Raw genomic sequence first — 22,436 nt, 5'->3', positions numbered from 1 at the left:
GTGGCCGAGGCGCTGCCCTACAAACCGAAGAAGGGCGAGATCCCCACTCAGCCCGGGGTGTACCGCTTCCGCGACGCCGACGGGCGCGTGCTCTACGTCGGCAAGGCGAAGAACTTGCGCGCCCGGTTGTCCAACTACTTCGCGCCGCTGCACACGCTGCACGAGCGCACGCGCCGCATGGTGACCACGGCGACATCCGTCGAATGGACGGTCGTCGCGAGCGACGTGGAGTCGCTGCAGCTCGAGTACATGTGGATCCAGGAGTTCTCTCCGCCCTTCAACGTCCGCTACAAAGACGACAAGTCGTACCCCTATATGGCGATCACGCTCGCCGACGAGGCGCCCCGCGTCATCGTCACGCGCAACCGCCGCATCCCGGGCGCCCGCTACTTCGGGCCGTACCCGAAGATCTGGGCGGTACACGACACGATCGACCTCATGATCAAGGTGTTCCCGATCCGCACCTGCTCGGACGCCTCGTACAAGAAGGCGATGGCGACCGGCCGGCCCTGCTTCCCCGGCCAGATCGGTCGGTGTGGCGGGCCGTGCTCGATGAAGGTGACCGTCGAAGAGCACCGGGCGATCGTCGACGACTTCGTCGCGTTCATGTCGGGTGGCGACGCCCGGTTCACGCGCGAGCTGACGGCGCGCATGCGTGAGGCATCCGCGGCCATGGACTACGAGTCGGCGGCTGTCTACCGCGACCGGCTGCAGGCGATCGACGCCGTGCTGAGCCGCAGCTCGCTCGTGCTGTCCGACGACACGGATGCCGACCTGTTCGGCATCGCCGAAGACGAGCTGTCCGCGGCCGTGCAGCACTTCGTCGTCCGCGGGGGCCGCGTACGCGGTGTGCGTGCGACGACGATCGACAAGGAGCTCGACATCTCGGGCGCCGACCTCGTCGACCAGGTCATCCAACGGACCTACGGCGGCGCGAGCGCCGGCGACATCCCGCGGCAGGTCCTCGTGCCGACGCTGCCCGACGACGCGGCGGAACTCGAGCAGTGGCTGCAGGAGCGGCGCGGCAAGCGTGTCAGCGTGCAGGTCGCCCAGCGCGGACGCAAGGCCGACCTGCTACGCACCGCGACGCTCAACGCGCAGCAGGCGCTCCTGCTCCACAAGACGCGGCGGACCTCCGACTACACCGCCCGCACGAAGGCACTCACCGACCTGCAGCTCGCCCTCGGCATGGACGAGGCGCCGCTGCGCATCGAGTGCTACGACGTGTCGCACCTCTCCGGCACGAATGTCGTCGCCTCGATGGTCGTCTTCGAAGACGGACTGCCGCGCAAGGACCAGTACCGCTCGTTCTCGGTCGCCGAGACCACGGACGACACCGACTCGCTGTACCAGGTGCTGACGCGCCGCCTCGCGCACGTCGACCGTGACGAGGCGGCGGACGAACGGGATGCAGCGGCACAGGCATCCGTCGAGCACGTCGGAGCAGCCTCGGACGAGGAACCGGTCGTCACCGAGCGGAAGCGTCCGCGGTTCGCATACCGTCCGCAGCTGCTGGTCGTCGACGGCGGCGCGCCGCAGGTCGCCGCCGCCGCGCGGGCGCTGGAGGATGCCGGTCACACCGAGATCGCGCTGTGCGGCATCGCGAAGCGCCTCGAGGAGATCTGGCTGCCGGGGGAGGAGTACCCCGTCATCCTGCCGCGGACCTCCGAGGCGCTCTACCTGTTGCAGCGGCTGCGCGACGAGGCGCATCGCTTCGCCATCACCCACCAGCGCAAGAAGCGCGGCCGCGACATCACGACGGTGCTCGCCGAGGTCCCGGGGCTCGGCGACGCACGGATCAAGGCGCTCCTGAAACACTTCGGGTCCGTCACGGCGCTGCGTCGTGCGAGCGCCGACGAGATCATGGAGCTTCCCGGCATCGGCCCGAAGCTCGCCGCCTCGATCGAACGCACGCTCGCCGGCAGCGAAGCCCGCGTGTGAGCCGTCGCGATCCCGAATCGGTAGGCTGGGGGCGGAGCCTGGGGAGGACACGTGAGCGAGGACCGATCGCCCGGTGAGATCCTGATCGTCACCGGCATGTCCGGTGCCGGCCGCACCACGGCGGCCAATGCCCTCGAAGACCTCGACTGGTACGTCGTCGACAATCTGCCGCCGCAGATGCTGCGCCCCCTCCTCGACCTCACCGAGATGGCGGGCGCCGCGTTGCCGAAGATCGCCGCCGTCGTCGACGTGCGCGGGCGCGACCTGTTCGCGGAGCTGCCCGCGATCGCCAGTTCGCTGCGCGACCGCAGCCAGCTGCGCGTCCTCTTCCTCGACGCGTCCGACGAGGTGCTCGTCCGTCGGTTCGAGTCGGTGCGCCGACCCCATCCGCTGCAGGGCGACGGGACGATCCTCGACGGCATCCACCGCGAACGGGAGCGCGTTACCGCCATCCGCGAGAACGCCGACGTCATCGTCGACACCAGCACGCTCAACATCCACCAGCTCGCGACCCGCATCGTCGAGCTCTTCAGCGACGAGGGCACCGCCCGGCACACCGTCACGGTGATGAGCTTCGGCTTCAAGTACGGCCTTCCGACCGACGTCGACCTCGTCGCCGACATGCGTTTCCTGCCGAACCCGTACTGGATTCCGGAGCTCCGAGGGCTGACGGGCGAAGACGAGCCCGTCCGCGATTTCGTGCTGTCACAGCCGGGAGCGCTCGCCTTCATCGACGCCTACGCCCTCGCACTGCACCCCGTGCTCGAGGGCTACCAGCGCGAGAACAAGCGTCACTCCGTCGTCGCCGTCGGCTGCACGGGCGGCAAGCATCGCTCCGTCGTCACCGCGATCGAGCTCGCCTCACGCCTCGCCGACGTGCCCGGAGTGGCCGTGCGCGTGAAGCATCGCGACCTCGGACGCGAGTAGGCTGGACCCTTGTCCCTGGCTGACGGCCTCGATCGCCGCCTCACCGCAGAGCGCGCCGCCGTTCCCACCCCCACCTCGACCAAAGGACCGCCGTGCCCCCCACTGCAGACGTGAAGACCGAGCTGGCCGCCGTCCGCGACCCTCGTCCCACGGCTCGCGTGGCGGAGCTCACCGCGATCCTCCGCTTCTCCGGTGGCCTCCACTCGATCGCCGGCCGCGTCGCCGTCGAAGCCGAACTCGAGTCCGACCTCCTCGCGCGCCGCGTCGCCCGGGACATCATGGAGCTGTACGGGGTACGCCCCGAGCTGCACCGGGTCCAGGCATCCGGCGGCCGCGCGGGTGGGTCTTTCGCCGTCCGCGTGATCGACGGCGGTGAGACGCTCGCCCGTCAGACGGGACTGCTCGACCAGCGTCGCCGCCCGGTCCGCGGCCTCCCGAACAAGCTCACCACCGGCGCGCGCCCCGACCTCGCCGCGGTGTGGCGCGGTGCGTTCCTCGCCGCCGGCACGCTGTCGGAGCCCGGGCGCTCTGCCGCCCTGGAGATCGCGTGCCCGTCGGGCGAGGCGGCGATGGCGCTCGTCGGCGCCGCGCACCGGCTCGGGATCGCCGCAAAGGCCCGCGAAGTCCGCGGCGTGCCGCGCGTCGTGGTCCGCGACGGCGAAGCCATCCGTGTCGCCCTCGCCGAGATGGGCGCCGTGCAGACGGCCCAGGCGTGGGATGAGATGCGTCAGCGACGTGAGGTGCGCGCGGGCGTGAATCGTCTCGTGAACTTCGACGACGCGAACCTCCGCCGCTCGGCGCAGGCCGCCGTCGCCGCCTGCGCGCGCGTCGAGCGCGCCCTCGAGATCCTCGGCGACGAGGTTCCCGAGCACCTCCAGGAAGCCGGCGAGCTGCGCCTCGCGCATCGCGACGCGAGCCTCGACGAGCTGGGTCACCACGCCGATCCGCCGCTGACGAAGGATGCCGTCGCAGGTCGCATCCGGCGCCTCCTGGCGATGGCCGACAAGAAGGCGACCGCCGAGGGCATTCCCGGCACCGAATCCGCCGTCCCCGAGGGCTTCGAGGACTGACCGCCCCCTCGCCGCGTTCTCCCGCGAGACCCTGCGTTCTCGACGAGGCCGCGTCTTGGGGTGCGTTTATCCCGCGAGACCCTGCGTTCTCGACGAGACCGTGTCTCAGGGGCGTGGGTCTCGTCGAGAACAGGCGGTCTCGGGGTTCCTAGGGCGGGGGCCGGGGCCGGCGACGGGGGCGGCGCGGCGCGGCGCTAGGTCACCGGCAGGACGCCGCGCGCGGGATGGCCGCGGAGGGCGCGCGCCAAGCTGAGGAGCGGTCCGGTCTGCTCCGGGCGGATGATCGGCAGACCTGCGGCGGGGAGGATGGCGCGGACCTGCTCGCACGCCACGAGATCGCGGAGCGCCCAGTGGGCTGTCGCGCGGACGCCTTTGCGCAACAATCGGGCGTCGCGTGCGTTTCGCGCGTTGAGTGCCTCGCGGGCATCGCCCAGCACGCCGCTGTACTTGATGTCGCCGTCCGCCTCGCCGGCGATGCCCCACTGCTCCCACCACAGGTCGACGCGGTCCTCGTCGTGCGGGTCTCGGCCGAGGATCCAGCGTTGCAGTTCGGGAGGCGGGAATCCGAGCCACTCGATGACCGCGATGCTCACGTGTTCCAGCGGCGACTCAGGTACCGGTGACGCGCGTTCGAGTACCCACGGCACCGCCCGCGCGCCGCGCGGAGTCGGCCGCGCGGCGCTGGCGGCGGCCATCATTCCCACGGTGAGGTTCGGGTCCGCACGCAGCGCACTGCCCGCGACGGCCAACGCAATCGCCGGGTGCCGCAGGCGCGCCATGTCGACCGCGACGTCGGCGGCAGAGGCGATCAGGATGCCGCCACGGCACTCGACCGTCGGCATCCGTTCGGTCGTGTGCACCTGGACCCCCGGCAGCCTGCGTGACTTCGCGGGATCGGACACCAGGAGGTGCACGTCGGGCGGCTCGCCGAAGACGGGGAGACCGCGCACCGCCGCGGCGGATTCGAGCACGAGGACCGCGTCGGGATGACTGCGTGCAGCCGCGTGCACGCGGGCGAGGTAGCGGTGCCACGGCGCCAGCGTTCGCCAGGACTCGGCGGGCGCGTAGGTTCCTCGCCCGACTCGGACGAGTTCGCCCGCGCGGACGGCGCGCGCCGCGTTCGCGACATCGGCGCGGCGGAAGAGCGGGACGGGCGGGGGCGGCACGGTGGCTGAGTCGGCGACGAGAGTCATCCGCCCACCCAAACCCATTCGGCTCCGCCTCGGCATCCGATCTGCGGGATCTGTGGACGATCCCGCACATTGGCGTGCTGTGGAGAGGACGATGCCGCCCCCCGCCGTCGTCCGTCCCGCCCCGAGACCCGGTGTTCTCGACGAGACCCGGGGTTCGTGCGGCGGGTCTCGTCGAGAACGCGCGGTCTCGGGGAGAAGGGGCGCGGGAGGAAGGGCGGGGCGCGGGAGGAAGGCGGTCGGAGGGGAGGGGAGCAGGGGAGGGGAGCAGGGGAGGCGCGTGTACAACGGCGTCACACGGGGAACAACCCCCTGACGCAGGCGTTGGACGTCAATAGGATGAAACACGTCCCCTCGCCGCGTGCGACGCGGCGCGAACAGGAAGAAGAGAAGATGGCGAAGTACACACTCCCGGACCTCCCGTACGACTTCGCGGCCCTCGAGCCGCACATCAGCGGTAAAATCATGGAGCTCCACCACGACAAGCACCATCAGGCGTACGTCACCGGAGCCAACACCGCCCTCGAGCAGCTCGCGGAGGCCCGCGAGAGCGGCAACCTCGCGAACGTCAACAAGCTCGAGAAGGACCTCGCCTTTAACCTGGGCGGGCACGTCAACCACTCGATCTTCTGGACCAACCTGGCCCCCGCCTCGGCGGGCGGCGGCGAGCAGCCCGAGGGCGAGCTGAAGTCCGCGATCGACGAATTCTTCGGCGGCTTCGACAAGTTCCAGGCGCACTTCACCGCGGCCGCGACCGGCATCCAGGGCTCCGGCTGGGCCGTCCTCAGCTGGGACCCGATCGGCGAGCAGCTGATCATCCAGCAGCTCTTCGACCAGCAGTCGAACACGGCGCAGGGCACCATCCCGATCTTCCAGGTCGACATGTGGGAGCACGCCTTCTACCTCGACTACCTCAACGTCAAGGCCGACTACGTCAAGGCCATCTGGAACATCGCCAACTGGCAGAACGTCGTCGAGCGCTTTTCGACGGCGAAGGACAAGACGGCCGGCCTGCTCTAGTAGTAGTGTCATGACCAGGTGAGGATGCCGGGTCCCTCCCGGCGACGGGGGAGACCCGGCATCCTTTTCTCACATCAGCGATCGCGTCCCAGGGTCGCCGAGAACGGCGACCACGGCGCGACAGGAACCGGGAGACAACGTGTCTGTCAAGATCGGAATCAACGGCTTCGGCCGCATCGGACGCAACTTCCTCCGCGCGGCTCTCGCGCAGGGAGCTGACCTCGACATCGTGGCGGTGAACGACCTCACCGACAACAAGACCCTCGCCCACCTGCTGAAGTACGACTCGATCCTGGGCCGTCTCGACCAGGAGGTCAGCTACACGGGCGACTCGATCACTGTCGGCGACAAGACCATCAAGGTCTTCGAGGAGCGCGACCCGGCAGCGCTGCCGTGGGGCGAGCTCGGCGTCGACATCGTCATCGAGTCGACGGGCCGCTTCACGAACGCCGCCGACGCCAAGAAGCACATCGAAGGCGGTGCCAAGAAGGTCATCATCTCGGCTCCCGCGTCGGGCGAGGACGGCACGTTCGTCATCGGTGCGAACGAGGGCGAGTACGACAACGCCGTGCACAACATCATCTCCAACGCGTCGTGCACGACGAACTGCCTCGCGCCGCTCGCGAAGGTGCTCGAGGACAACTTCGGCATCGTCAAGGGCCTCATGACGACGGTCCACGCCTACACGGCTGACCAGAACCTGCAGGACGGCCCGCACAAGGATCTCCGCCGTGCCCGCGCCGCCGCGATCAACATCGTCCCGACGTCGACCGGTGCCGCCAAGGCGATCGGCCTCGTCCTGCCCGAGCTCAAGGGCAAGCTCGACGGCTTCGCGATGCGCGTCCCCGTCCCCACCGGCTCGGCGACCGACCTCACGGTCGAGCTCCGCAAGGACGTGACCGTCGACGAGATCAAGGCTGCGTACAAGGCCGCCGCCGAGGGTCCGCTCAAGGGCATCCTCAAGTACACCGAAGACGAGATCGTCTCGAGCGACATCGTCACCGACGAGCACTCCTGCATCTTCGACGCGGGGCTCACGCGTGTCATCGGCAACCAGGTGAAGGTCGTCGGCTGGTACGACAACGAGTGGGGTTACTCCAACCGTCTCGTCGACCTGACCGAGCTCGTCGCCGAGAAGCTCTGAGGTAGACCCCATGGCTCTGCGTACCCTCGCATCGTTGGGTTCGCTGGCCGGTAAGCGTGTCATCGTCCGTGTTGACTTCAACGTCCCTCTCAAAGAGGGCGTCATCACGGACGATGGCCGTATCCGGGCGGCACTTCCGACGCTGAACTACCTCATCAACCAGGGCGCACGCATCATCGCGTGCTCGCACCTGGGCCGCCCCGACGGCGCCCCCGACCCGAAGTACAGCCTCGAGCCGGTCGCGCAGCGCCTGTCCGAACTCCTCGGCAAGCGCGTCGCCTTCGCGGGCGACACGGTCGGTGACGCGGCGCAGTCGACCGCCGCCGGCCTCGCCGACGGCGAGGTCGCCGTCATCGAGAACCTCCGCTTCGACCCGGGCGAGACCGCGAAGGACGAAGGCGAGCGTCGCGCGTTCGCCGAACAGCTCGCGGCCCTCGGCGAGGCGCTCGTCTCCGACGGCTTCGGGGTCGTGCACCGCAAGCAGGCATCCGTCTACGAGCTGGCGGAGATCCTGCCGTCGGCCGCCGGCTTCCTCATCGAGAAGGAGGTCGACGTCCTCGACCGCCTCACCGAGAACCCGGAGCGGCCCTACGCGGTCGTCCTGGGCGGCTCGAAGGTGAGCGACAAACTCGGCGTCATCGAGCACCTCCTCCCGCGCGCGAACAAGATCCTCGTCGGCGGCGGCATGGCCTACACGTTCCTCGCCGCGCAGGGCTTCAAGGTCGGCAAGAGCCTGCTCGAAGCCGACCAGTTCGACACCGTCAAGGGCTACATCGCGAAGGCCGACGAGCTGGGCGTCGAGCTCATCCTCCCCGTCGACTCCGTCATGGCCTCCGCGTTCTCCGCCGACGCCGACCACGTGGTCGCCCAGGCGGACGCGCTCGAGGACACGCCCTACGGCCCCGAGGGCATGGGACTCGACATCGGCCCCGCCACCGAGCGCATCTTCGCCGACGCCATCACGTCGTCGCGGACGGTGTTCTGGAACGGCCCGATGGGCGTGTTCGAGATGCCCGCCTTCGCGAGCGGTACGAAGGCCGTCGCGCAGGCGCTCACCGAGGTGAACGGTCTGTCGGTCGTCGGCGGCGGCGACTCCGCCGCGGCGGTGCGTCAGCTCGGGTTCACCGACGACCAGTTCGGTCACATCTCGACCGGCGGCGGCGCGAGCCTGGAATTCCTGGAGGGCAAGAAGCTCCCGGGTCTCGAGGTCCTGGGATGGGAGGGCTGATGGCGCGGCAACCGCTCATCGCCGGCAACTGGAAGATGAATCTCGACCACCTGCAGGCGGTCGCGTTCGTGCAGAAGCTGCACTGGACGCTGAAGGATGCCGGACACGACGACGCCTCGGTCGAGGTCGGGCTCTTCCCGCCGTTCACCGATCTCCGCACCGTGCAGACGCTGCTGGATGCCGACAAGATCCCGTTCGCCCTCGGCGCGCAGGACCTGTCGACGAAGGATTCGGGCGCATACACCGGCGAGGTGTCGGGCGTCTTCCTGTCGAAGCTCTCCTGCGCGTACGTGATCATCGGGCACTCCGAGCGTCGCGACTACCACCACGAAACCGACGAGATCGTCGCGGAGAAGGTGCAGGCCGCGCTTCGCAACGGTCTCGTGCCGGTCATCTGCGTCGGCGAGACGCTCGAGCAGCGGGAGGAGTCCGGCCCCACCGCCGTCTCCGTCGGACAGCTCGAAGTCGCCCTCGAGGGCGTGCCGGCGGATGCCGACATCGTGGTCGCCTACGAGCCCGTCTGGGCGATCGGCACCGGTCAGGTCGCTTCGCCCGAGCAGGCGCAGGAGGTGTGCGCCGCGCTTCGCGCCGTCATCGCCGCGAAGCTCGGCGACGACGCCGCGGCGCGCACCCGCATCCTCTACGGCGGATCGGTCAAGTCGGGCAACATCGCGAGCTTCATGCGCGAGCCCGACGTGGACGGCGCCCTGGTCGGCGGGGCGAGTCTCGTGGTCGACGAGTTCGCTGCGATCATCCGCTACCAGAAGCACGTCGGGGTCTGAGGGCTCTCGACGCGGCGCTCCGCTGCGCGCTCGACGACCGGACGGGGACACCCGTACCCGGTCGTCGAGCGGGCGAAGCGGGTGCGAACGCGACGACCGGTATACTCGATCCTTGTGCGCCCCGAAGCGGGTGCCGAAAACCTGTGCGCCCGAGCCGGGCGCCGCGAAAGGCTTCAACGACGGTGGACATCCTCGAGTTCGTCCTGCAGGTGGTGCTCGGCATCACGAGCCTGCTGCTGACCCTGCTGATCCTGCTGCACAAGGGCCGCGGTGGCGGCCTGTCCGACATGTTCGGCGGTGGAATGAGTTCTGCAATGGGCTCGTCGGGCCTCGCGGAGCGTAACCTCAATCGATTCACCGTCGTGCTCGCACTGATCTGGTTCCTGGCGATCGTCGCTCTCGGCCTGATCACGAAATTCCAGGGGATCTGATGGCTACCGGAGGAAACGCGATCCGCGGCACCCGTGTCGGTGCCGGTCCGATGGGCGAACAGGACCACGGACACCACGCCGACCGCATCGCCGTGTCGTACTGGGACGGACTCGGCAACGAAACGGTCCGCTACTTCGCGGCCGGCATCGCCGAGGAGGAGATCCCCGAGGTCATCGACTCGCCGCACTCGGGCCTTCCCGCCGGGCGCGATAAGGACAACCCGCCGGCGGTCGCGAAGACCGAGCCGTACAAGACGCATCTCGCCTATGTGAAGGAGCGTCGCACCGAGGAAGAGGCCGATGCCCTCCTCGACGACGCACTGCACCAGTTGCGCGAGCGGCGCGGCCAGGCCTGAGCGCGCCTGCGGCGGCAGTGATCCGCCGCGCGTCAGAACTCCTGGTCGATGAGCTCCGGCGGAACGTTCGCCGCGGCATCCTGATCGACGAAGAAGAGCGTGCGCTTGCGTCCCTTGGCGCCCGCGGCGGGCACCGTCTCGTAGCTCGCGCCGGCCAGGGCGAGTCCGAGCGCCGCCGCCTTGTCGACGCCCGAGAGCACGAGCCAGACGCACCGCGCCGAATTGATGACCGGTCGCGTCACGGTGAGGCGGTCGGCCGGCGGCTTGGGTGCGTCGTGCACCGCGACGACCGTGCGGTCGGTGATCTGGATCTCGCCGCGGTCGGGGAAGAGCGAGGCGATGTGGCCGTCGGGTCCGACGCCGAGGAAGCACAGGTAGAACGACGGCCACGGGTGCTCGTCGGTGCCGTACCGGGCGAGGTCGGCGGCGTAGGCATCCGCAGCCGCGTCCATGTCGGACACGTCGTCGGATGTCGCCAGCGGGTGCACGTTGTCGGCCGGGATGTCGATGTGGTCGATGAACGCGCGGCGTGCCCCGACGTCGTTGCGCTCCGGGTCGTCGGCGGCGAGGAAGCGCTCGTCGCCCCACCACAGGTGCACGAGCGACCAGTCCACCTCGCCGCGGCGCTCGTGCGCCCCGGCGGCGCGCAGCACCTCGGTGCCGATCGCCCCGCCCGTGAGCAGCAGGTGCGAGGTCTTTCCGGCGAGGGAGCGGCGGATGAGCCGCACGATCAGACGGTCGGCGACGGCGGAGGCGAGCTGCGGCGCGTCCTCGCTGATCACCACGCGCTTCTCGGTCCACATCTGCGCCATCGAGACTCCTAAGATTCCGACGCGTTCGCCGAGTCCGCCTGCTCCGGCGGGCCGATGAGCGACCAGCCCTCCGTGATCACTCGACCATACAGGACGTCCGGGTCCAGGCGACGGAGCTCCTCGGCCAGGCACTCGCGGAGCGTCCGGCGGGGGAGGACGATGTCATGCGCGGGCTGGCCGGGCTGGGTGAGCGTCGCATCGATGTCGTTGCTGCGCTCGAGCACGATGTCGCCACTGGCACGGGTCAGTCGAACGCTCCGGATGCCGTGCTCCCACTCGGCGGCCGGGGCGTAGCGCCACGCCACGGGGACGTCGAGCTTGAGGCGCAGCCACGCGGCGAGCAACCCCGTCGACGGCGAGCTGCCGGCACCGACGACCTCGACGGCGGTGACCGTCTCGTACGGGGGCTGGTCGAGGACGGCGGCGAGCTGCTCGCGCCAGTGCGTGAGGCGCGTCCAGGCGAGGTCGGTGTCGCCCGGAGCGTAGGAGGCGCCGAGCTGGGAGAGCCGATCCTTGGTGAAGGGCTTCGTCGAGGCATCCGTGATGCGCCGCTGCGCCATGCGTCCGACATCCGACGTCGACGGGACGGCGGGCGGGTAGTCGGGCCACCACGCGACGACGGGCGCATCGGGAAGGAGCAGGCCGGTGATCAAGCCCTCTTGGCTCTCGGCGGCGGGGCCGTGGGCACGGAGGATGATGACCTCGCTCGCGCCCGCGTCTCCGCCCACGCGGATCTGGGCGTCCAGGCGCGCCTCGCCGTCGGGGTCGGCGATCAGCACGATGACGCGCATCGGGTGCTCGCGGGAGGCGTCGTTGGCGGCCTCGATGGCCTCCTCCTGCACGCCGTGGGTCGTCACGATCACGAGCGTCAGCACGCGGCCGAGCGCGACGGCGCCGCCCTCCTCGCGGACGCTCACGAGCGAGCGGGCGATCTTCGACACCGTGGTGTCGGGCAGGTCGACGATCATGGACGCCTCCAGACGCGGCCGTCGCGGGCCAAGAGCTCATCGGCGGACGGCGGTCCCCAGGACCCCGGGGCGTACTGCTCGAGCGGCCCTCCCTCGGAAGCCCAGTACTGCTCGACGGGGTCGAGGATCTTCCACGACAGCTCGACCTCCTCGTGACGGGGGAAGAGCGGCGGGTCGCCGAGGAGCACGTCGAGGATGAGGCGCTCGTACGCCTCGGGGCTCGACTCGGTGAAGGCGTGGCCGTACCCGAAGTCCATCGTGACGTCGCGCACCTCGTTCGCGGCCCCGGGTACCTTCGAGCCGAACCGGATCGTCACGCCTTCGTCGGGCTGCACGCGGATGACGAGCGCGTTCTGACCGAGTTCGAGTGTCTGGTTCCGCTGGAACAGGTGCTGCGGCGCCCGCTTGAAGACGACGGCGATCTCGGTCACGCGGCGCCCCAGACGCTTTCCGGTACGCAGATAGAAGGGCACGCCCGCCCAGCGGCGCGTGGCGATCTCGAGCTTGACGGCCGCGTAGGTCTCGGTCGTCGACTGCGGGTCCATGCCGTCCTCGTCGAGGAACGCCGTGACCTCCTCGCCGCCCTGCCAGCCGCCGCCGTACTGCCCGCGCGCGGCGGCGGTGGAGAGGTCTGCGGGCAGCCGCACGGCGGCGAGCACCTTCTCCTTCTCGGCGCGGAGGTCCTTGGCCTCCATCGAGTTCGGCTCCTCCATGGCGGTGAGGGCCATGAGCTGCAGGAGGTGGTTCTGGATGACGTCGCGCGCGGCTCCGATGCCGTCGTAGTATCCGGCGCGGCCGCCGACGCCGATGTCCTCGGCCATCGTGATCTGGACGTGGTCGACGTAGTTCGCGTTCCAGATGGGCTCGTACAGCTCGTTCGCGAAGCGCAGCGCCAGGATGTTCTGGACCGTCTCCTTGCCGAGGTAGTGGTCGATTCGGAAGATCGAATCGGCGGGGAACGCGACCTCGAGTGCCGCGTTGAGCTCGCGCGCCGTCTGCAGGTCGGATCCGAACGGCTTCTCGATGACGACGCGGCGCCAGGCATCCGCCCCCGTCGACTTGTCGTCGACGAGACCGGACTCCTTCAGCTGCTTCGCCACGATCGGGAAGTCGCGCGGCGGGATCGACAGGTAGAACGCGTGGTTCCCCATCGTTCCGCGTTCGACGTCGAGCTTCTCGACGGTCTCACGCAGCCGCCGGAACGCGTCGGCGTCGCCGAACTCGCCCGAGACGAACCGGATGCCCTGCAGCAGCTGCTTCCACGTCTCCTCGCGGAACGGGGTGCGGGCGTACTGCCTCACCGAGTCGTGGACGACCTTCGCGAAGTCCTGGTCCTCCCAGTCGCGCCGGGCGAAGCCGACGAGGGCGAACCCGGGCGGCAAGAGCCCGCGGTTGGCGAGGTCGTACACGGCGGGCATGAGCTTCTTGCGCGACAGGTCTCCCGTCACGCCGAAGATGACCAGCGCGCTCGGCCCCGCGATGCGGTTGAGGCGTCGATCATCCGGGTCGCGCAGGGGGTTGTTCCCGCGCGAGATCTCGACAGTCATCGGATCGGTTACTCCTACTGCGCTGCTTCGTAAATGGCGAGGACGTCGGCCTGGGCGTCGGTGAGCGTCAGGGTGACGACGGGGCGCCCGTGCGACATGAGCACGGCGGCGTCTCCCGCGGCCTGCGCCGCGATCAATTGCCCGAAAGTGAACGGCCGACCGGGGATTTCGAGGTCGACCTCTCCCGGGCCGATGATCTGCAGGAAGACGCCCTCGGCGGGGCCGCCCTTGTGGTACTGCCCGGTCGAGTGGAGGAAGCGGGGGCCCCAGCCGAACGTGGTCGGACGGCGGCTGTCGGCCGCGATCATCTCGCGGAGGCCGGCGAGCTGTGGCATCTCGTTCCGGTCGACGTATGCCTGGATCGACACATATCCGGTCGGGCCGAGCCGTGCCCACAGCGCGTCGAAGACGCCGGCGAGCGTGTTGGATGCCGTCAGCGAGATGTCCGACACGCGCACATCGATGCCGTCGACGCTGAAAGCTGCGGCACCGACTTCGGGGCGCGCGTTGAGGAGACCGCGCGCGGCCTCCTTGGCGGACTCCACATCGGGCTGGTCGAACGGGTTGATGCCGAGCATGCGTCCGGCGATCGCGGTCGCGAACTCCCAGACGATGAACTGCGCACCCAGCGACCCGCTCACGAGGATCTCGCCCGGGTGCTTCTCGAGCAGGCGGGGATGCTCCGCGTCGTCGACGAGACGGACGATCTGCATGTCGTCCGGCGTCTGCACGTCGACCTCGGGCGAGAGGGGGACGAGCACGACCGGGAGGATGCCGGTGCCGTTCTTGCCGGTCGACTCGGCGATGAGCTGCTCGATCCAGTCGGGCAGCCCCTCGATGTGGGTGCCGTCGGTCACGAGGCCGAGCTTGTCGCGGCGCGGCGCACCGCCGGCGGTGCCGGCGATCGCCGCGGCGAGGACGAGGGCGGGGTTCCGCGGATCGTCGATCGCGACCTCGAGCAGCGTCGCGTCGGCCTCATCCAGCAGTTCCCCGACGTCGACGCCGGCCAGCCCCGAGGGCACGAGGCCGAAGGCGGTGAGCGCCGAGTAGCGGCCGCCGACGTTCGGGTCGGCGTTGAAGACACGGTAGCCGGCCTCGCGGGCCGAGACGTCGAGCGGCGAGCCCGGATCGGTGACGACGACGATGTGCTCGGCGGGGTCGATGCCGAGGTCGCGCCAGGCGGCCTCGAAGGCGCGCCGCGCGGAGTCGGTCTCGACCGTCGATCCTGACTTCGACGACACGACGAGGACGGTCTCGGCCAGGCCGCCCGTCTCGCTGTCGCCGTCGATCGCGGCGAGCACCTGACTCGGAGCGGTCGAATCGAGGATGACCAGCGGCAGGCGCGCCGTCGCGGTGATCACCTCGGGGGCGAGCGAGGACCCGCCCATGCCGGCGAGGACGATGCGCGTGATGCCGCGACCGGCCAGTTCGGCGCGCAGGGCCTCGATCTCGGGGACGAGCGGACGGGAGACACCGACGGCGTTCACCCAGCCGAGACGGCGGGATGCCTCGTCGGTCGCCTCGGGTCCCCACAGCTCCGGGTCGCCGGCGGTGAGGCCGCTCGCGACGAGCGAGTCGACGAGGCCCGGAAGGGTCTCGTCGACGACGTCCTTGACGTGACCCGAGACGTGGATCTCGAAGCTCACCGCGCTGCCTCCGCCGTCGCCGCCAGCGCGGTGGCGACGGTCTGCTGGAGGTCGTGCCAGGAGGCGATGAACTTCTCGACGCCTTCGTCTTCGAGCACCTGGACGACGTCGCTCATGTCGACGCCGACCTCGGCGAGGGCGGTGAAGGTGCGGTGGGCGTCGGCGTAGCCGCCGGTGACGGTGTCGCCCGTGATGACGCCGTGGTCGAACGTCGCCTCGAGGGTCTTCTCCGGCATGGTGTTGACGGTGCCGGGCGCGACGAGCTCGGTGACGTAGAGCGTGTCGGGGAGTGCAGGGTCCTTCACACCGGTCGAGGCCCACAGGGGCCGCTGCACGGTGCCGCCGGCGGCGACGAGCTCCTGCGCACGCGGGGTCGCGAAGGTCTGCTCGAACAGCTCGTAGGCCAGCCGCGCGTTGGCAAGGCCGGCCTGCGACTTCAGCGCGGCGGCTTCGTCGGTGCCGAGCGCGGCGAGGCGCTTGTCGACCTCGGTGTCCACGCGGGAGACGAAGAACGAGGCGACGGAGTGGATGCCGGAGAGGTCGTGCCCGTTCTCCTTCGCCTGCGTGAGGCCGGTGAGGTAGGCATCCATCACCTCCGCGTAGCGGTCGAGGGAGAAGATCAGGGTGACGTTGACCGAGATCCCCTCCGCGATGACCGCGGTGATCGCGGGGAGGCCGGCCTTGGTCGCGGGGATCTTGATGAGCGCGTTGGGGCGGTCGACCTTGGCCCACAGCTTCTTCGCCTCGGCGACGGTCGCGTCGGTGTCGTGCGCGAGGTCGGGGGAGACCTCGATCGACACCCGCCCGTCGACGCCGCCGGTCGCGTCGTACATGCCGCGGAAGATGTCGGCCGCGTCACGCACGTCGGTCGTGGTGAGCTCGAAGATCGCTGTGTCGACGTCCGCGCCCGCGGCGGCGAGCGCAGCGAGCGGCGCGTCGTAGGAGTCGTCGTTCCGGTTGCCGATGGCCGCTTGGAAGATCGACGGGTTCGTGGTGACGCCCGAGACGTTCCGGCTCGTGATCAGCTCGGCGAGGGTGCCCGAGTCGATGCGGGTGCGGGAGAGGTCGTCGAGCCAGATGCTGACGCCCTGTGCGACGAGGTCTTCGGTGGGGGTGCTCATGCGTTGTTCTCCTTGACGGTCTCGCGCGCCGCCTGGACGACGTGGTCGGCGGTGATGCCGAACTTCTCGAACAGGGTCTTGTAGTCGGCGGATGCGCCGAAGTGGTCGATGCCGACGGTGCGGCCGGCGTCGCCGACGATGCCGCGCCACAGGGGGGTAGAGCCGGCCTCGACCGAGACGCGCGCCTTCACTGCGGCGGGCAGGACCTGCTCGCGGTAGTCGGCATCCTGCTCTGCGAACCACTCGAGCGACGGCGCCGACACGACGCGGGCACGGATGCCTTCGCCGGCGAGCGTCTCACGCGCCTGGACGGCGAGCTGCACTTCGGAGCCGGTCGCGATGAGGATGACGTCCGGCGTGCCTTCGGTGTCGAGGAGCGTGTATGCGCCCTTCGCGACACCCTCGACCCCGGCGAAGCCGTCTTCGCCGCGCGGGAAGACCGGGATGTTCTGTCGCGTGAGCGCGATGCCGACCGGGCCACCCGAGGTGCGGCGGACGATCTCGAGCCACGCGGCGGAGGTCTCGTTCGCGTCGGCGGGGCGGACGACGGTGAAGTTGGGGATGAGGCGCAGCGTCGAGAGCTGCTCGACCGGCTGGTGCGTCGGTCCGTCCTCGCCGAGCGCGACCGAGTCGTGCGTCCATACGAAGATCGACGGGATGTCCATGAGCGCCGCGAGGCGCACCGGGGGGCGCATGTAGTCGCTGAAGATCAGGAACGTGCCCCCGAACGGGCGGGTCGGTCCGTGCAGCTTGATGCCGTTGACGATCGCGCCCATGGCGTGCTCGCGGATGCCGAAGTGGAGCACGCGCCCGTACGGGTCACCCGACCACTCGTGCGTCGACCACTCCGCCGGGATGAAGCTCTTCGCGTCCTTGATGGTCGTGAGGTTCGACTCGGCGAGGTCGGCCGAGCCGCCCCACAGCTCCGGGAGCTGCGCGGCGAGCGCGTTGATGACCTGGCCCGACGCGGCGCGCGTCGAGACGTCCTTTCCGGCCGTGAACGTCGGCACGTCGAGGTCCGCGGGGAGCTCGCCCGCTTCGAGGCGGTCGAGGAGTGCCTTCCGCTCCGGGTTCGCCGCCGCCCACGCGTCGAACGACGTCTGCCAGGAGGCGCGTGCCTCGGCGGCGCGCTCACCCAGCTCGCGCGTGTGCGCGATGACATCGTCTGCGACGACGAAGGTCTTCTCCGGGTCGAAGCCCAGCACCTTCTTCGTCGCGGCGAGTTCGTCGGCGCCGAGCGCGGAGCCGTGAATCTTGCCGGAGTTCTGCTTGCCCGGGGAGGGCCAGCCGATGATCGTCTTCAGGATGATGAGCGAGGGCTTCGCCGACTCGCCCTGCGCCGCCTGGATCGCGGCGTACAGCTCGGCGACGTCTTCGACGTACTCGCCGGTCTTCTTCCAGTCCACCGTCTGCACGTGCCAGCCGTAGGCCTCGTACCGCTTGGCGACGTCCTCGGTGAACGCGACGTTCGTGTCGTCCTCGATGGAGATCTGGTTCGAGTCGTAGATCGCGATGAGGTTGCCGAGCTCCTGATGACCGGCGAGGCTCGACGCTTCGCTCGTGACGCCCTCCTGCAGGTCGCCGTCGCCGGCGATCACGTACACGAAGTGGTCGAACGGGCTCTCACCCGCCGGGGCCTCCGGGTCGAACAGTCCCCGCTCGTAGCGGGCGGCGTACGCGAAGCCCACCGCCGACGACAGACCCTGACCCAGCGGCCCGGTCGTGATCTCGACGCCCTTCGTGTGCCCGTACTCCGGGTGACCGGGGGTGAGCGAGCCCCACGTGCGGAGCGCCTCGAGGTCCTTCAGCTCCAGGCCGAACCCGCCGAGGTAGAGCTGCACGTACTGCGTGAGCGAGGAGTGGCCCGCCGACAGGATGAAGCGGTCGCGACCGATCCAGTGGGTATCGGCCGGGTCGTGGCGCAGGACGCGCTGATACAACAGGTACGCGGCGGGGGCCAGGCTCATCGCCGTCCCGGGGTGGCCGTTGCCCACCTTCTCGACGGCATCCGCCGCCAGCACCCGCGCGGTGTCCACCGCGCGCCGATCGATCTCATCCCACGTCAGCTCGGTGGTGGTCTCACTGGCCAGCTCGGACACCCGGTCGCCTTTCTGCAGAAGCGCCCTGTGGTTCCACCTGTCCGGTGTCTCCACCTGTCTCCACCTGTGTCTCCAGGGGGACAGCGGCCGGTCCGCGGCCTCCGGACAGGGTGTGCGGGGAGGTGTGATGGGATCGGCGCTCGGGCGCGCGTATGTGGTTCCAGCATATCGAAGCGGGTGTCGTGGGGGGCCGTTGTGACGGGGTGGGACAGAGCCGTCCGCCGGACGTTTTGACAGAGGTGCCGAAGAGCGGGCTGAGCGGATGCCGTAGACTTGCTGCGACTTTTCGGACTGCGGCGGGGGCGATGGACATCACGACGACCATGCAGGGCGGGGCGACCCGGAAGGGCGCGGCATCCGCAGAGGTGCGCACCGCTTCCCGCCCCGGCTTCGGTCGGACCCTGAAGGCATACGTCGCGCTCACGAAACCCCGGGTGCTCGAGCTCCTCCTCGTGACGACCGTGCCGGTCATGATCCTCGCCCAGGGCGGCATGCCGAGCCTCTGGCTCGTCGTCGCGACCGTCATCGGCGGCGCTATGAGCGCCGGGTCGGCCGCGGCGTTCAACATGTACCTCGACCGCGACATCGACGCCCATATGCACCGCACCGAGAACCGTCCGATCGTGACGGGAGAGGTCTCTCCGCGTGCGGCGCTGATCTTCGCGTGGACCCTCGCGGTGCTCTCGACCGTGTGGCTGGCTCTCACGACGAATCTGCTCGCGGCATCCCTCAGCGCCGTCGCGATCTTCTTCTACGTCGTGATCTACACGATGATCCTCAAGCGTCGCACCGAGCAGAACATCGTCTGGGGCGGCATTGCCGGATGCTTCCCGGTCCTCATCGGCTGGACCGCCGTGACCGGGTCGCTCGCGTGGCCCCCGTTCATCCTGTTCCTCCTCGTCTTCCTGTGGACGCCGCCGCACTACTGGCCGCTGTCGATGAAGTACAAGGACGACTACCAGGACGTCGACGTGCCGATGCTCGGTGCGACGCGTGATGGGCTGCAGGTCGGGCTCCAGGTGATCCTGTACGCGTGGGCGACGGTGGCCTCCTCGCTCCTGCTCGTGCCGGTCGCGAGTATGGGCCTCGTGTACACGGTGTCGGCGGTCGTGTTCGGCGGCTGGTTCATCGTCGAGGCGCACGTGCTGTATAACCGCGCCGCGCGCGGCGAGCAGATCAAGCCGATGCGCGTGTTCCACGCCTCCATCACCTACCTGACGCTCCTCTTCCTCGCGATCGCGATCGACCCGCTCCTGCCCTTCTGACCCTCTTGTCCTTCTGACCCCCTGCCCTTCTGACCCCCTGCCCTTGTGACCTAGGGTTCCGCGCGGTGCGCGTCCTTCGGAGATCGAGCGTTCTTCGGAGGTTTCGGCGCGGATCGGTCCGGAGAACGCCCGATCTCCGCAGAACGGAGGCACCCGGCGCGGCGCCGGTGCGCGGGATGCCGGCGACGCGTGCGCGTCGGCATCCGCTCCTCCACAGGGGCGATCTCGCGGGAGTTGTCCACCGATCGGGTCCTCGGGGCCGCGCGACGCGCTGCGCCCCGGCATCCTGGCGGGCATGATCCCGACGACACCCGCCGTCTGTCCCTCTCTCGCGCTGTCGGCTCGCGGCCACGCGCTCGTCGCGTCCGTCGCCGCCGCGGGAGGGGTCGCGCGCGCGTCGCGGCTCCGAGCGGAGGGGCACAGCCCCCACCACATCGCGCGAGCCGTCGCCGCCGGCGCGCTCGAGCGCGTGCGACGCGACTGGGTCGCCCTGCCCGGGGCCGACGCCGAGCTCGTCTCCGCGGCGAGAGCCGGCGTCGTCCTCTCGTGCATCAGCCTCGCGCGGCGTCTCGGGCTGTGGGTCGCCACCGAGGACAGATGTCATGTCGCCGCGGACCCGGGCGCGGCCGGCGGCAAGCCGGAGCGCGCCGCCGTGCACTGGGCGCGCCCGGTGGTGCCGCGCGAGCCGGATGCCCTCGTCGACAGGATCGAGAACGCGCTCCTCCTCGTGGCCGCCTGCCAGCCGGTCGCTGCGGCCGTCGCGGTCTGGGACAGTGCCGTGCACCGCCGACTGATTACCGTCGCCGAACTGTCGCGGCTGCGCTTGCCGCCCGCGGCGCGCTCGGTGCTTGCCCGGGTCGACCCGCTGTCGGAGTCGGGGCTCGAGACGCTGTTCCGCACGGCGCTCCGGTGGCTGCGGCTCCGCATCCTGACGCAGGTCTTCATCGGCGGGCATCGGGTGGATTTCCTCATCGGCGACCGGCTCGTCGTGCAGATCGACGGCGGTCACCACGTCGGTGCGCAGCGCGCGAGCGACGTCGCACACGATGCCGCCCTCACGCTGATGGGTTACCACGTGCTGCGGTTCACCTACACGCAGATCGTCGATGACTGGCCGGCGGTGCAGGATGCGATCCAGCGGGCCGTGGCGCAGGGTCTGCACCTTTCTCGGTGAGCCCGCCGGGGCGCGCGTTCTTCGGAGATCCGGGCTCCTTCGGACCTTTCGGCGCGAATCTCTCCGAAGAACGCGCGATCTCCGGAGAACGCGCGACCCTCGCGCGGTGGGGGAGGCGTGGAGAGGAGGCGGCGCGGGGAGGCTCGGGGAGGCGCGGCTCGGAGAGGCGCGGCTCGGGGCGGGGGATGCCGGGAGTACGGGGTTTCCCCGATGTGGAGACCCCTCGCCGAAGCGGAGAGTGGGGCCGATACCGCTCCCCAGGAAGGAATCCGCATGCCCGCTCTTCCCCTCGCCCGGCGTCGCGCCGCGGTCGGCATCACCGCCGCTACCGTCGTCGCCGCCGGCTCCATCGGCGCCGCCCCCGCACAAGCGTCGACCACCCCCGCCGTCCCTGACGTCCCCGAGAATGTCGTGACCGCGTACTTCACGAGCTGGAGCGTCTACGACCGTCAGTTCTTCGTGAAGGACATCCCCGCCGACAAGATGAACGTCATCCAGTACGCCTTCGGCGACGCGACCTACGACCCCGCGACGGGCGCGGTGGGATGCGACAGCCTCGACCCGTGGGCCGACTACCAGATGGTCTACTGGGGCGGCGAGAACTCCGTCGACGGCCAGGCCGACACGGTCGGCGACAACGGCAACCTCTACGGCAACTTCAACCAGCTGAAGAAGCTCAAGGCGCAGAACCCCCACCTCAAGGTGCAGATCTCCCTGGGTGGCTGGACGAAGTCGAAGTGGTTCTCGACGCTCGCGTCGACGCCCGAGCTGCGGAGCGCCTTCGCCGCGGCCTGCATCGACACGTTCATCAAGGGCAACCTGCCCACCGGCGGGTGGCCCGAGGATGCCGGGGGAGAGGGCGCCGCGGCCGGCATCTTCGACGGCATCGACCTCGACTGGGAGTACCCGACCGCCGTCGCAGACGGCAACTACAACCCGAGTCCCGCCGACCGCGCCAACGCGACGGCGCTCGCGAAGGAGTTCCGCACGCAGCTGGATGCCTATGGCGCGACGACGGGCACGCACTACCTGCTGACGGCCGCGCTTCCCGCCGCGAAGAGCTCGACGAAGTACTACGAGCTGGCGAAGTTCGCGAAGCACCTCGACTGGGTGAACGTCATGTCGTACGACTACAACGTCGCCTCGAGCAAGGTCGCCGCGCACAACTCGCTGTTCGGGTACGACCCGCGCGACCCGAACGCGAAGGACCCGACATGGAACACGGTCGGCACCGTCGGGTATTACCTGTTGCAGGGCGTGCCGCGCTCGAAGATCGTCGTGGGCATGGGGTTCTACGGCCAGCAGTGGCTCCGCACCGGAACGAAGAACAACGGCCTCTACACCGCCTACGACAACCGCGGCTTGAGCGCCGACTCGCTGCTTGCCGACAGCGCCTTCCAGCCGAGCTTCCGTGCGCTCGTCGACGCGGGCTACGTGAGCGCCGACGGCACGACGGGCGGGGCGGGGTACACGGTCGGGTGGAACATCCTCGCGGGTGAGCCGTACTTGTACTCCGCGGCGGCGGACCACCCGAACCTGACGACGGGGCCCGAGACCGTCCGCACCGTCATCACGTTCACGAACCCCCGGTCGATCGCGCAGCGCGTGAAGCTCATCGAGAAGCTGGGTCTGCGCGGCGCGATGGTGTGGGAGCTCAGCCAAGACACGGACGACCACGCCCTGATGGGCGTGGTCGCACCGTTGCTCGACTGACG

At 69.8% G+C, this 22,436-nt stretch carries 19 protein-coding genes; 12 read left to right on the top strand and 7 right to left on the bottom strand.

Annotated features, from left to right (window positions below):
* From uvrC to whiA, 3 genes are all read left to right on the top strand, one after another.
* Entirely contained in the window at positions 1 to 1,941 is a 1,941-nt protein-coding gene (gene uvrC / locus ACRVYW_RS12645; RefSeq protein WP_431805099.1) for an excinuclease ABC subunit UvrC, read from the top strand.
* A gap of 51 nt (positions 1,942 to 1,992) precedes the next feature.
* Positions 1,993 to 2,868 carry an RNase adapter RapZ gene (gene rapZ / locus ACRVYW_RS12640; protein ID WP_431805098.1) on the top strand — a complete coding sequence of 292 codons (876 nt, stop codon included), beginning with the start codon at positions 1,993 to 1,995 and terminating at the stop codon, positions 2,866 to 2,868.
* A gap of 92 nt (positions 2,869 to 2,960) precedes the next feature.
* Positions 2,961 to 3,938 carry a DNA-binding protein WhiA gene (whiA, locus tag ACRVYW_RS12635; protein WP_431805097.1) on the top strand — a complete coding sequence of 326 codons (978 nt, stop codon included), beginning with the start codon at positions 2,961 to 2,963 and terminating at the stop codon, positions 3,936 to 3,938.
* Positions 3,939 to 4,132: 194 nt separating this feature from the next.
* Here whiA and ACRVYW_RS12630 read toward each other — a convergent pair whose 3' ends face one another.
* Positions 4,133 to 5,131, bottom strand: coding sequence for a hypothetical protein (locus ACRVYW_RS12630; RefSeq protein ID WP_431805096.1), 999 nt, complete (start codon positions 5,129 to 5,131; stop codon positions 4,133 to 4,135).
* A gap of 390 nt (positions 5,132 to 5,521) precedes the next feature.
* Here ACRVYW_RS12630 and ACRVYW_RS12625 point away from each other — a divergent pair, with 390 nt between their 5' ends.
* The 6 genes from ACRVYW_RS12625 to ACRVYW_RS12600 all read left to right on the top strand — a co-directional run bounded on the left by ACRVYW_RS12625 (position 5,522) and on the right by ACRVYW_RS12600 (position 10,089).
* The gene (locus ACRVYW_RS12625; RefSeq protein ID WP_431805095.1) at positions 5,522 to 6,148 is read left to right on the top strand and encodes a superoxide dismutase; all 627 of its coding nucleotides are present in this window, start codon (positions 5,522 to 5,524) and stop codon (positions 6,146 to 6,148) included.
* Between the two features lie 139 nt (positions 6,149 to 6,287).
* Complete coding sequence (gene gap, locus ACRVYW_RS12620; RefSeq protein ID WP_431805094.1) at positions 6,288 to 7,292, top strand: type I glyceraldehyde-3-phosphate dehydrogenase; 1,005 nt, start codon at positions 6,288 to 6,290, stop codon at positions 7,290 to 7,292.
* Positions 7,293 to 7,302: 10 nt separating this feature from the next.
* Entirely contained in the window at positions 7,303 to 8,520 is a 1,218-nt protein-coding gene (locus ACRVYW_RS12615; protein ID WP_431805093.1) for a phosphoglycerate kinase, read from the top strand.
* Positions 8,520 to 9,302 (top strand): triose-phosphate isomerase, encoded by a 783-nt coding sequence (gene tpiA / locus ACRVYW_RS12610; protein WP_431805092.1) that lies wholly within the window; start codon positions 8,520 to 8,522, stop codon positions 9,300 to 9,302. Before ACRVYW_RS12615 ends, tpiA begins: the two co-directional genes overlap by 1 nt.
* 182 nt (positions 9,303 to 9,484) lie before the next feature.
* A complete protein-coding gene (gene secG, locus ACRVYW_RS12605; protein WP_431805091.1) occupies positions 9,485 to 9,733 on the top strand; it encodes a preprotein translocase subunit SecG in 249 nt (82 codons plus the stop codon).
* Entirely contained in the window at positions 9,733 to 10,089 is a 357-nt protein-coding gene (locus tag ACRVYW_RS12600; protein WP_431805090.1) for an RNA polymerase-binding protein RbpA, read from the top strand. Before secG ends, ACRVYW_RS12600 begins: the two co-directional genes overlap by 1 nt.
* Positions 10,090 to 10,121: 32 nt before the next feature.
* Here the strand turns inward: ACRVYW_RS12600 and pgl are convergent, their stop codons facing one another.
* Genes pgl through tkt form a run of 6 tightly spaced genes read right to left on the bottom strand, consistent with a single transcriptional unit; the run spans position 10,122 to position 18,282 of the window.
* A complete protein-coding gene (gene pgl / locus ACRVYW_RS12595) occupies positions 10,122 to 10,901 on the bottom strand; it encodes a 6-phosphogluconolactonase (protein WP_431805089.1) in 780 nt (259 codons plus the stop codon).
* Positions 10,902 to 10,909: 8 nt separating this feature from the next.
* Positions 10,910 to 11,869 (bottom strand): glucose-6-phosphate dehydrogenase assembly protein OpcA, encoded by a 960-nt coding sequence (locus ACRVYW_RS12590; protein WP_431805088.1) that lies wholly within the window; start codon positions 11,867 to 11,869, stop codon positions 10,910 to 10,912.
* On the bottom strand, positions 11,866 to 13,416 hold the full coding sequence (zwf, locus tag ACRVYW_RS12585; protein WP_431805087.1) for a glucose-6-phosphate dehydrogenase: 1,551 nt from the start codon (positions 13,414 to 13,416) through the stop codon (positions 11,866 to 11,868). Before zwf ends, ACRVYW_RS12590 begins: the two co-directional genes overlap by 4 nt.
* Positions 13,417 to 13,430: 14 nt before the next feature.
* Positions 13,431 to 15,062 (bottom strand): glucose-6-phosphate isomerase, encoded by a 1,632-nt coding sequence (locus tag ACRVYW_RS12580; RefSeq protein WP_431805086.1) that lies wholly within the window; start codon positions 15,060 to 15,062, stop codon positions 13,431 to 13,433.
* Complete coding sequence (tal, locus tag ACRVYW_RS12575) at positions 15,059 to 16,183, bottom strand: transaldolase (RefSeq protein ID WP_431805085.1); 1,125 nt, start codon at positions 16,181 to 16,183, stop codon at positions 15,059 to 15,061. Before tal ends, ACRVYW_RS12580 begins: the two co-directional genes overlap by 4 nt.
* Positions 16,180 to 18,282: a transketolase gene (gene tkt, locus ACRVYW_RS12570; RefSeq protein ID WP_431805084.1), complete on the bottom strand. Its 2,103-nt coding sequence runs from the start codon at positions 18,280 to 18,282 to the stop codon at positions 16,180 to 16,182. The genes tal and tkt overlap by 4 nt, the downstream gene beginning before the upstream one ends.
* A 305-nt stretch (positions 18,283 to 18,587) precedes the next feature.
* Here tkt and ACRVYW_RS12565 point away from each other — a divergent pair, with 305 nt between their 5' ends.
* From ACRVYW_RS12565 to ACRVYW_RS12555, 3 genes are all read left to right on the top strand, one after another.
* A complete protein-coding gene (locus ACRVYW_RS12565) occupies positions 18,588 to 19,547 on the top strand; it encodes a heme o synthase (RefSeq protein WP_431805083.1) in 960 nt (319 codons plus the stop codon).
* A 295-nt stretch (positions 19,548 to 19,842) separates the two neighbouring features.
* Entirely contained in the window at positions 19,843 to 20,721 is an 879-nt protein-coding gene (locus tag ACRVYW_RS12560) for an endonuclease domain-containing protein (protein WP_431805082.1), read from the top strand.
* Between the two features lie 273 nt (positions 20,722 to 20,994).
* Positions 20,995 to 22,434, top strand: a complete 1,440-nt coding sequence (locus ACRVYW_RS12555) for a glycoside hydrolase family 18 protein (protein WP_431805081.1) — start codon at positions 20,995 to 20,997, stop codon at positions 22,432 to 22,434.
* Positions 22,435 to 22,436 lie beyond the last annotated feature (2 nt).

The sequence above is a fragment of the Microbacterium sp. bgisy203 genome, from assembly GCF_965345155.1.
In the GTDB taxonomy this organism is placed as follows: domain Bacteria; phylum Actinomycetota; class Actinomycetes; order Actinomycetales; family Microbacteriaceae; genus Microbacterium.
This window is presented reverse-complemented; position numbering and strand designations above follow the sequence as displayed.

Excerpts from the sequence above, each read along its gene's own strand:
- ACRVYW_RS12630 (WP_431805096.1), bottom strand. The coding sequence starts at position 5,131 with ATGACTCTCGTCGCCGACTCAGCCACCGTGCCGCCCCCGCCCGTCCCG.
- ACRVYW_RS12625 (WP_431805095.1), top strand. The coding sequence starts at position 5,522 with ATGGCGAAGTACACACTCCCGGACCTCCCGTACGACTTCGCGGCCCTC.
- pgl (WP_431805089.1), bottom strand. The coding sequence starts at position 10,901 with ATGGCGCAGATGTGGACCGAGAAGCGCGTGGTGATCAGCGAGGACGCG.
- tal (WP_431805085.1), bottom strand. The coding sequence starts at position 16,183 with ATGAGCACCCCCACCGAAGACCTCGTCGCACAGGGCGTCAGCATCTGG.
- ACRVYW_RS12615 (WP_431805093.1), top strand. The coding sequence starts at position 7,303 with ATGGCTCTGCGTACCCTCGCATCGTTGGGTTCGCTGGCCGGTAAGCGT.
- tpiA (WP_431805092.1), top strand. The coding sequence starts at position 8,520 with ATGGCGCGGCAACCGCTCATCGCCGGCAACTGGAAGATGAATCTCGAC.
- ACRVYW_RS12590 (WP_431805088.1), bottom strand. The coding sequence starts at position 11,869 with ATGATCGTCGACCTGCCCGACACCACGGTGTCGAAGATCGCCCGCTCG.
- zwf (WP_431805087.1), bottom strand. The coding sequence starts at position 13,416 with ATGACTGTCGAGATCTCGCGCGGGAACAACCCCCTGCGCGACCCGGAT.
- ACRVYW_RS12600 (WP_431805090.1), top strand. The coding sequence starts at position 9,733 with ATGGCTACCGGAGGAAACGCGATCCGCGGCACCCGTGTCGGTGCCGGT.
- ACRVYW_RS12555 (WP_431805081.1), top strand. The coding sequence starts at position 20,995 with ATGCCCGCTCTTCCCCTCGCCCGGCGTCGCGCCGCGGTCGGCATCACC.
- ACRVYW_RS12560 (WP_431805082.1), top strand. The coding sequence starts at position 19,843 with ATGATCCCGACGACACCCGCCGTCTGTCCCTCTCTCGCGCTGTCGGCT.
- ACRVYW_RS12565 (WP_431805083.1), top strand. The coding sequence starts at position 18,588 with ATGGACATCACGACGACCATGCAGGGCGGGGCGACCCGGAAGGGCGCG.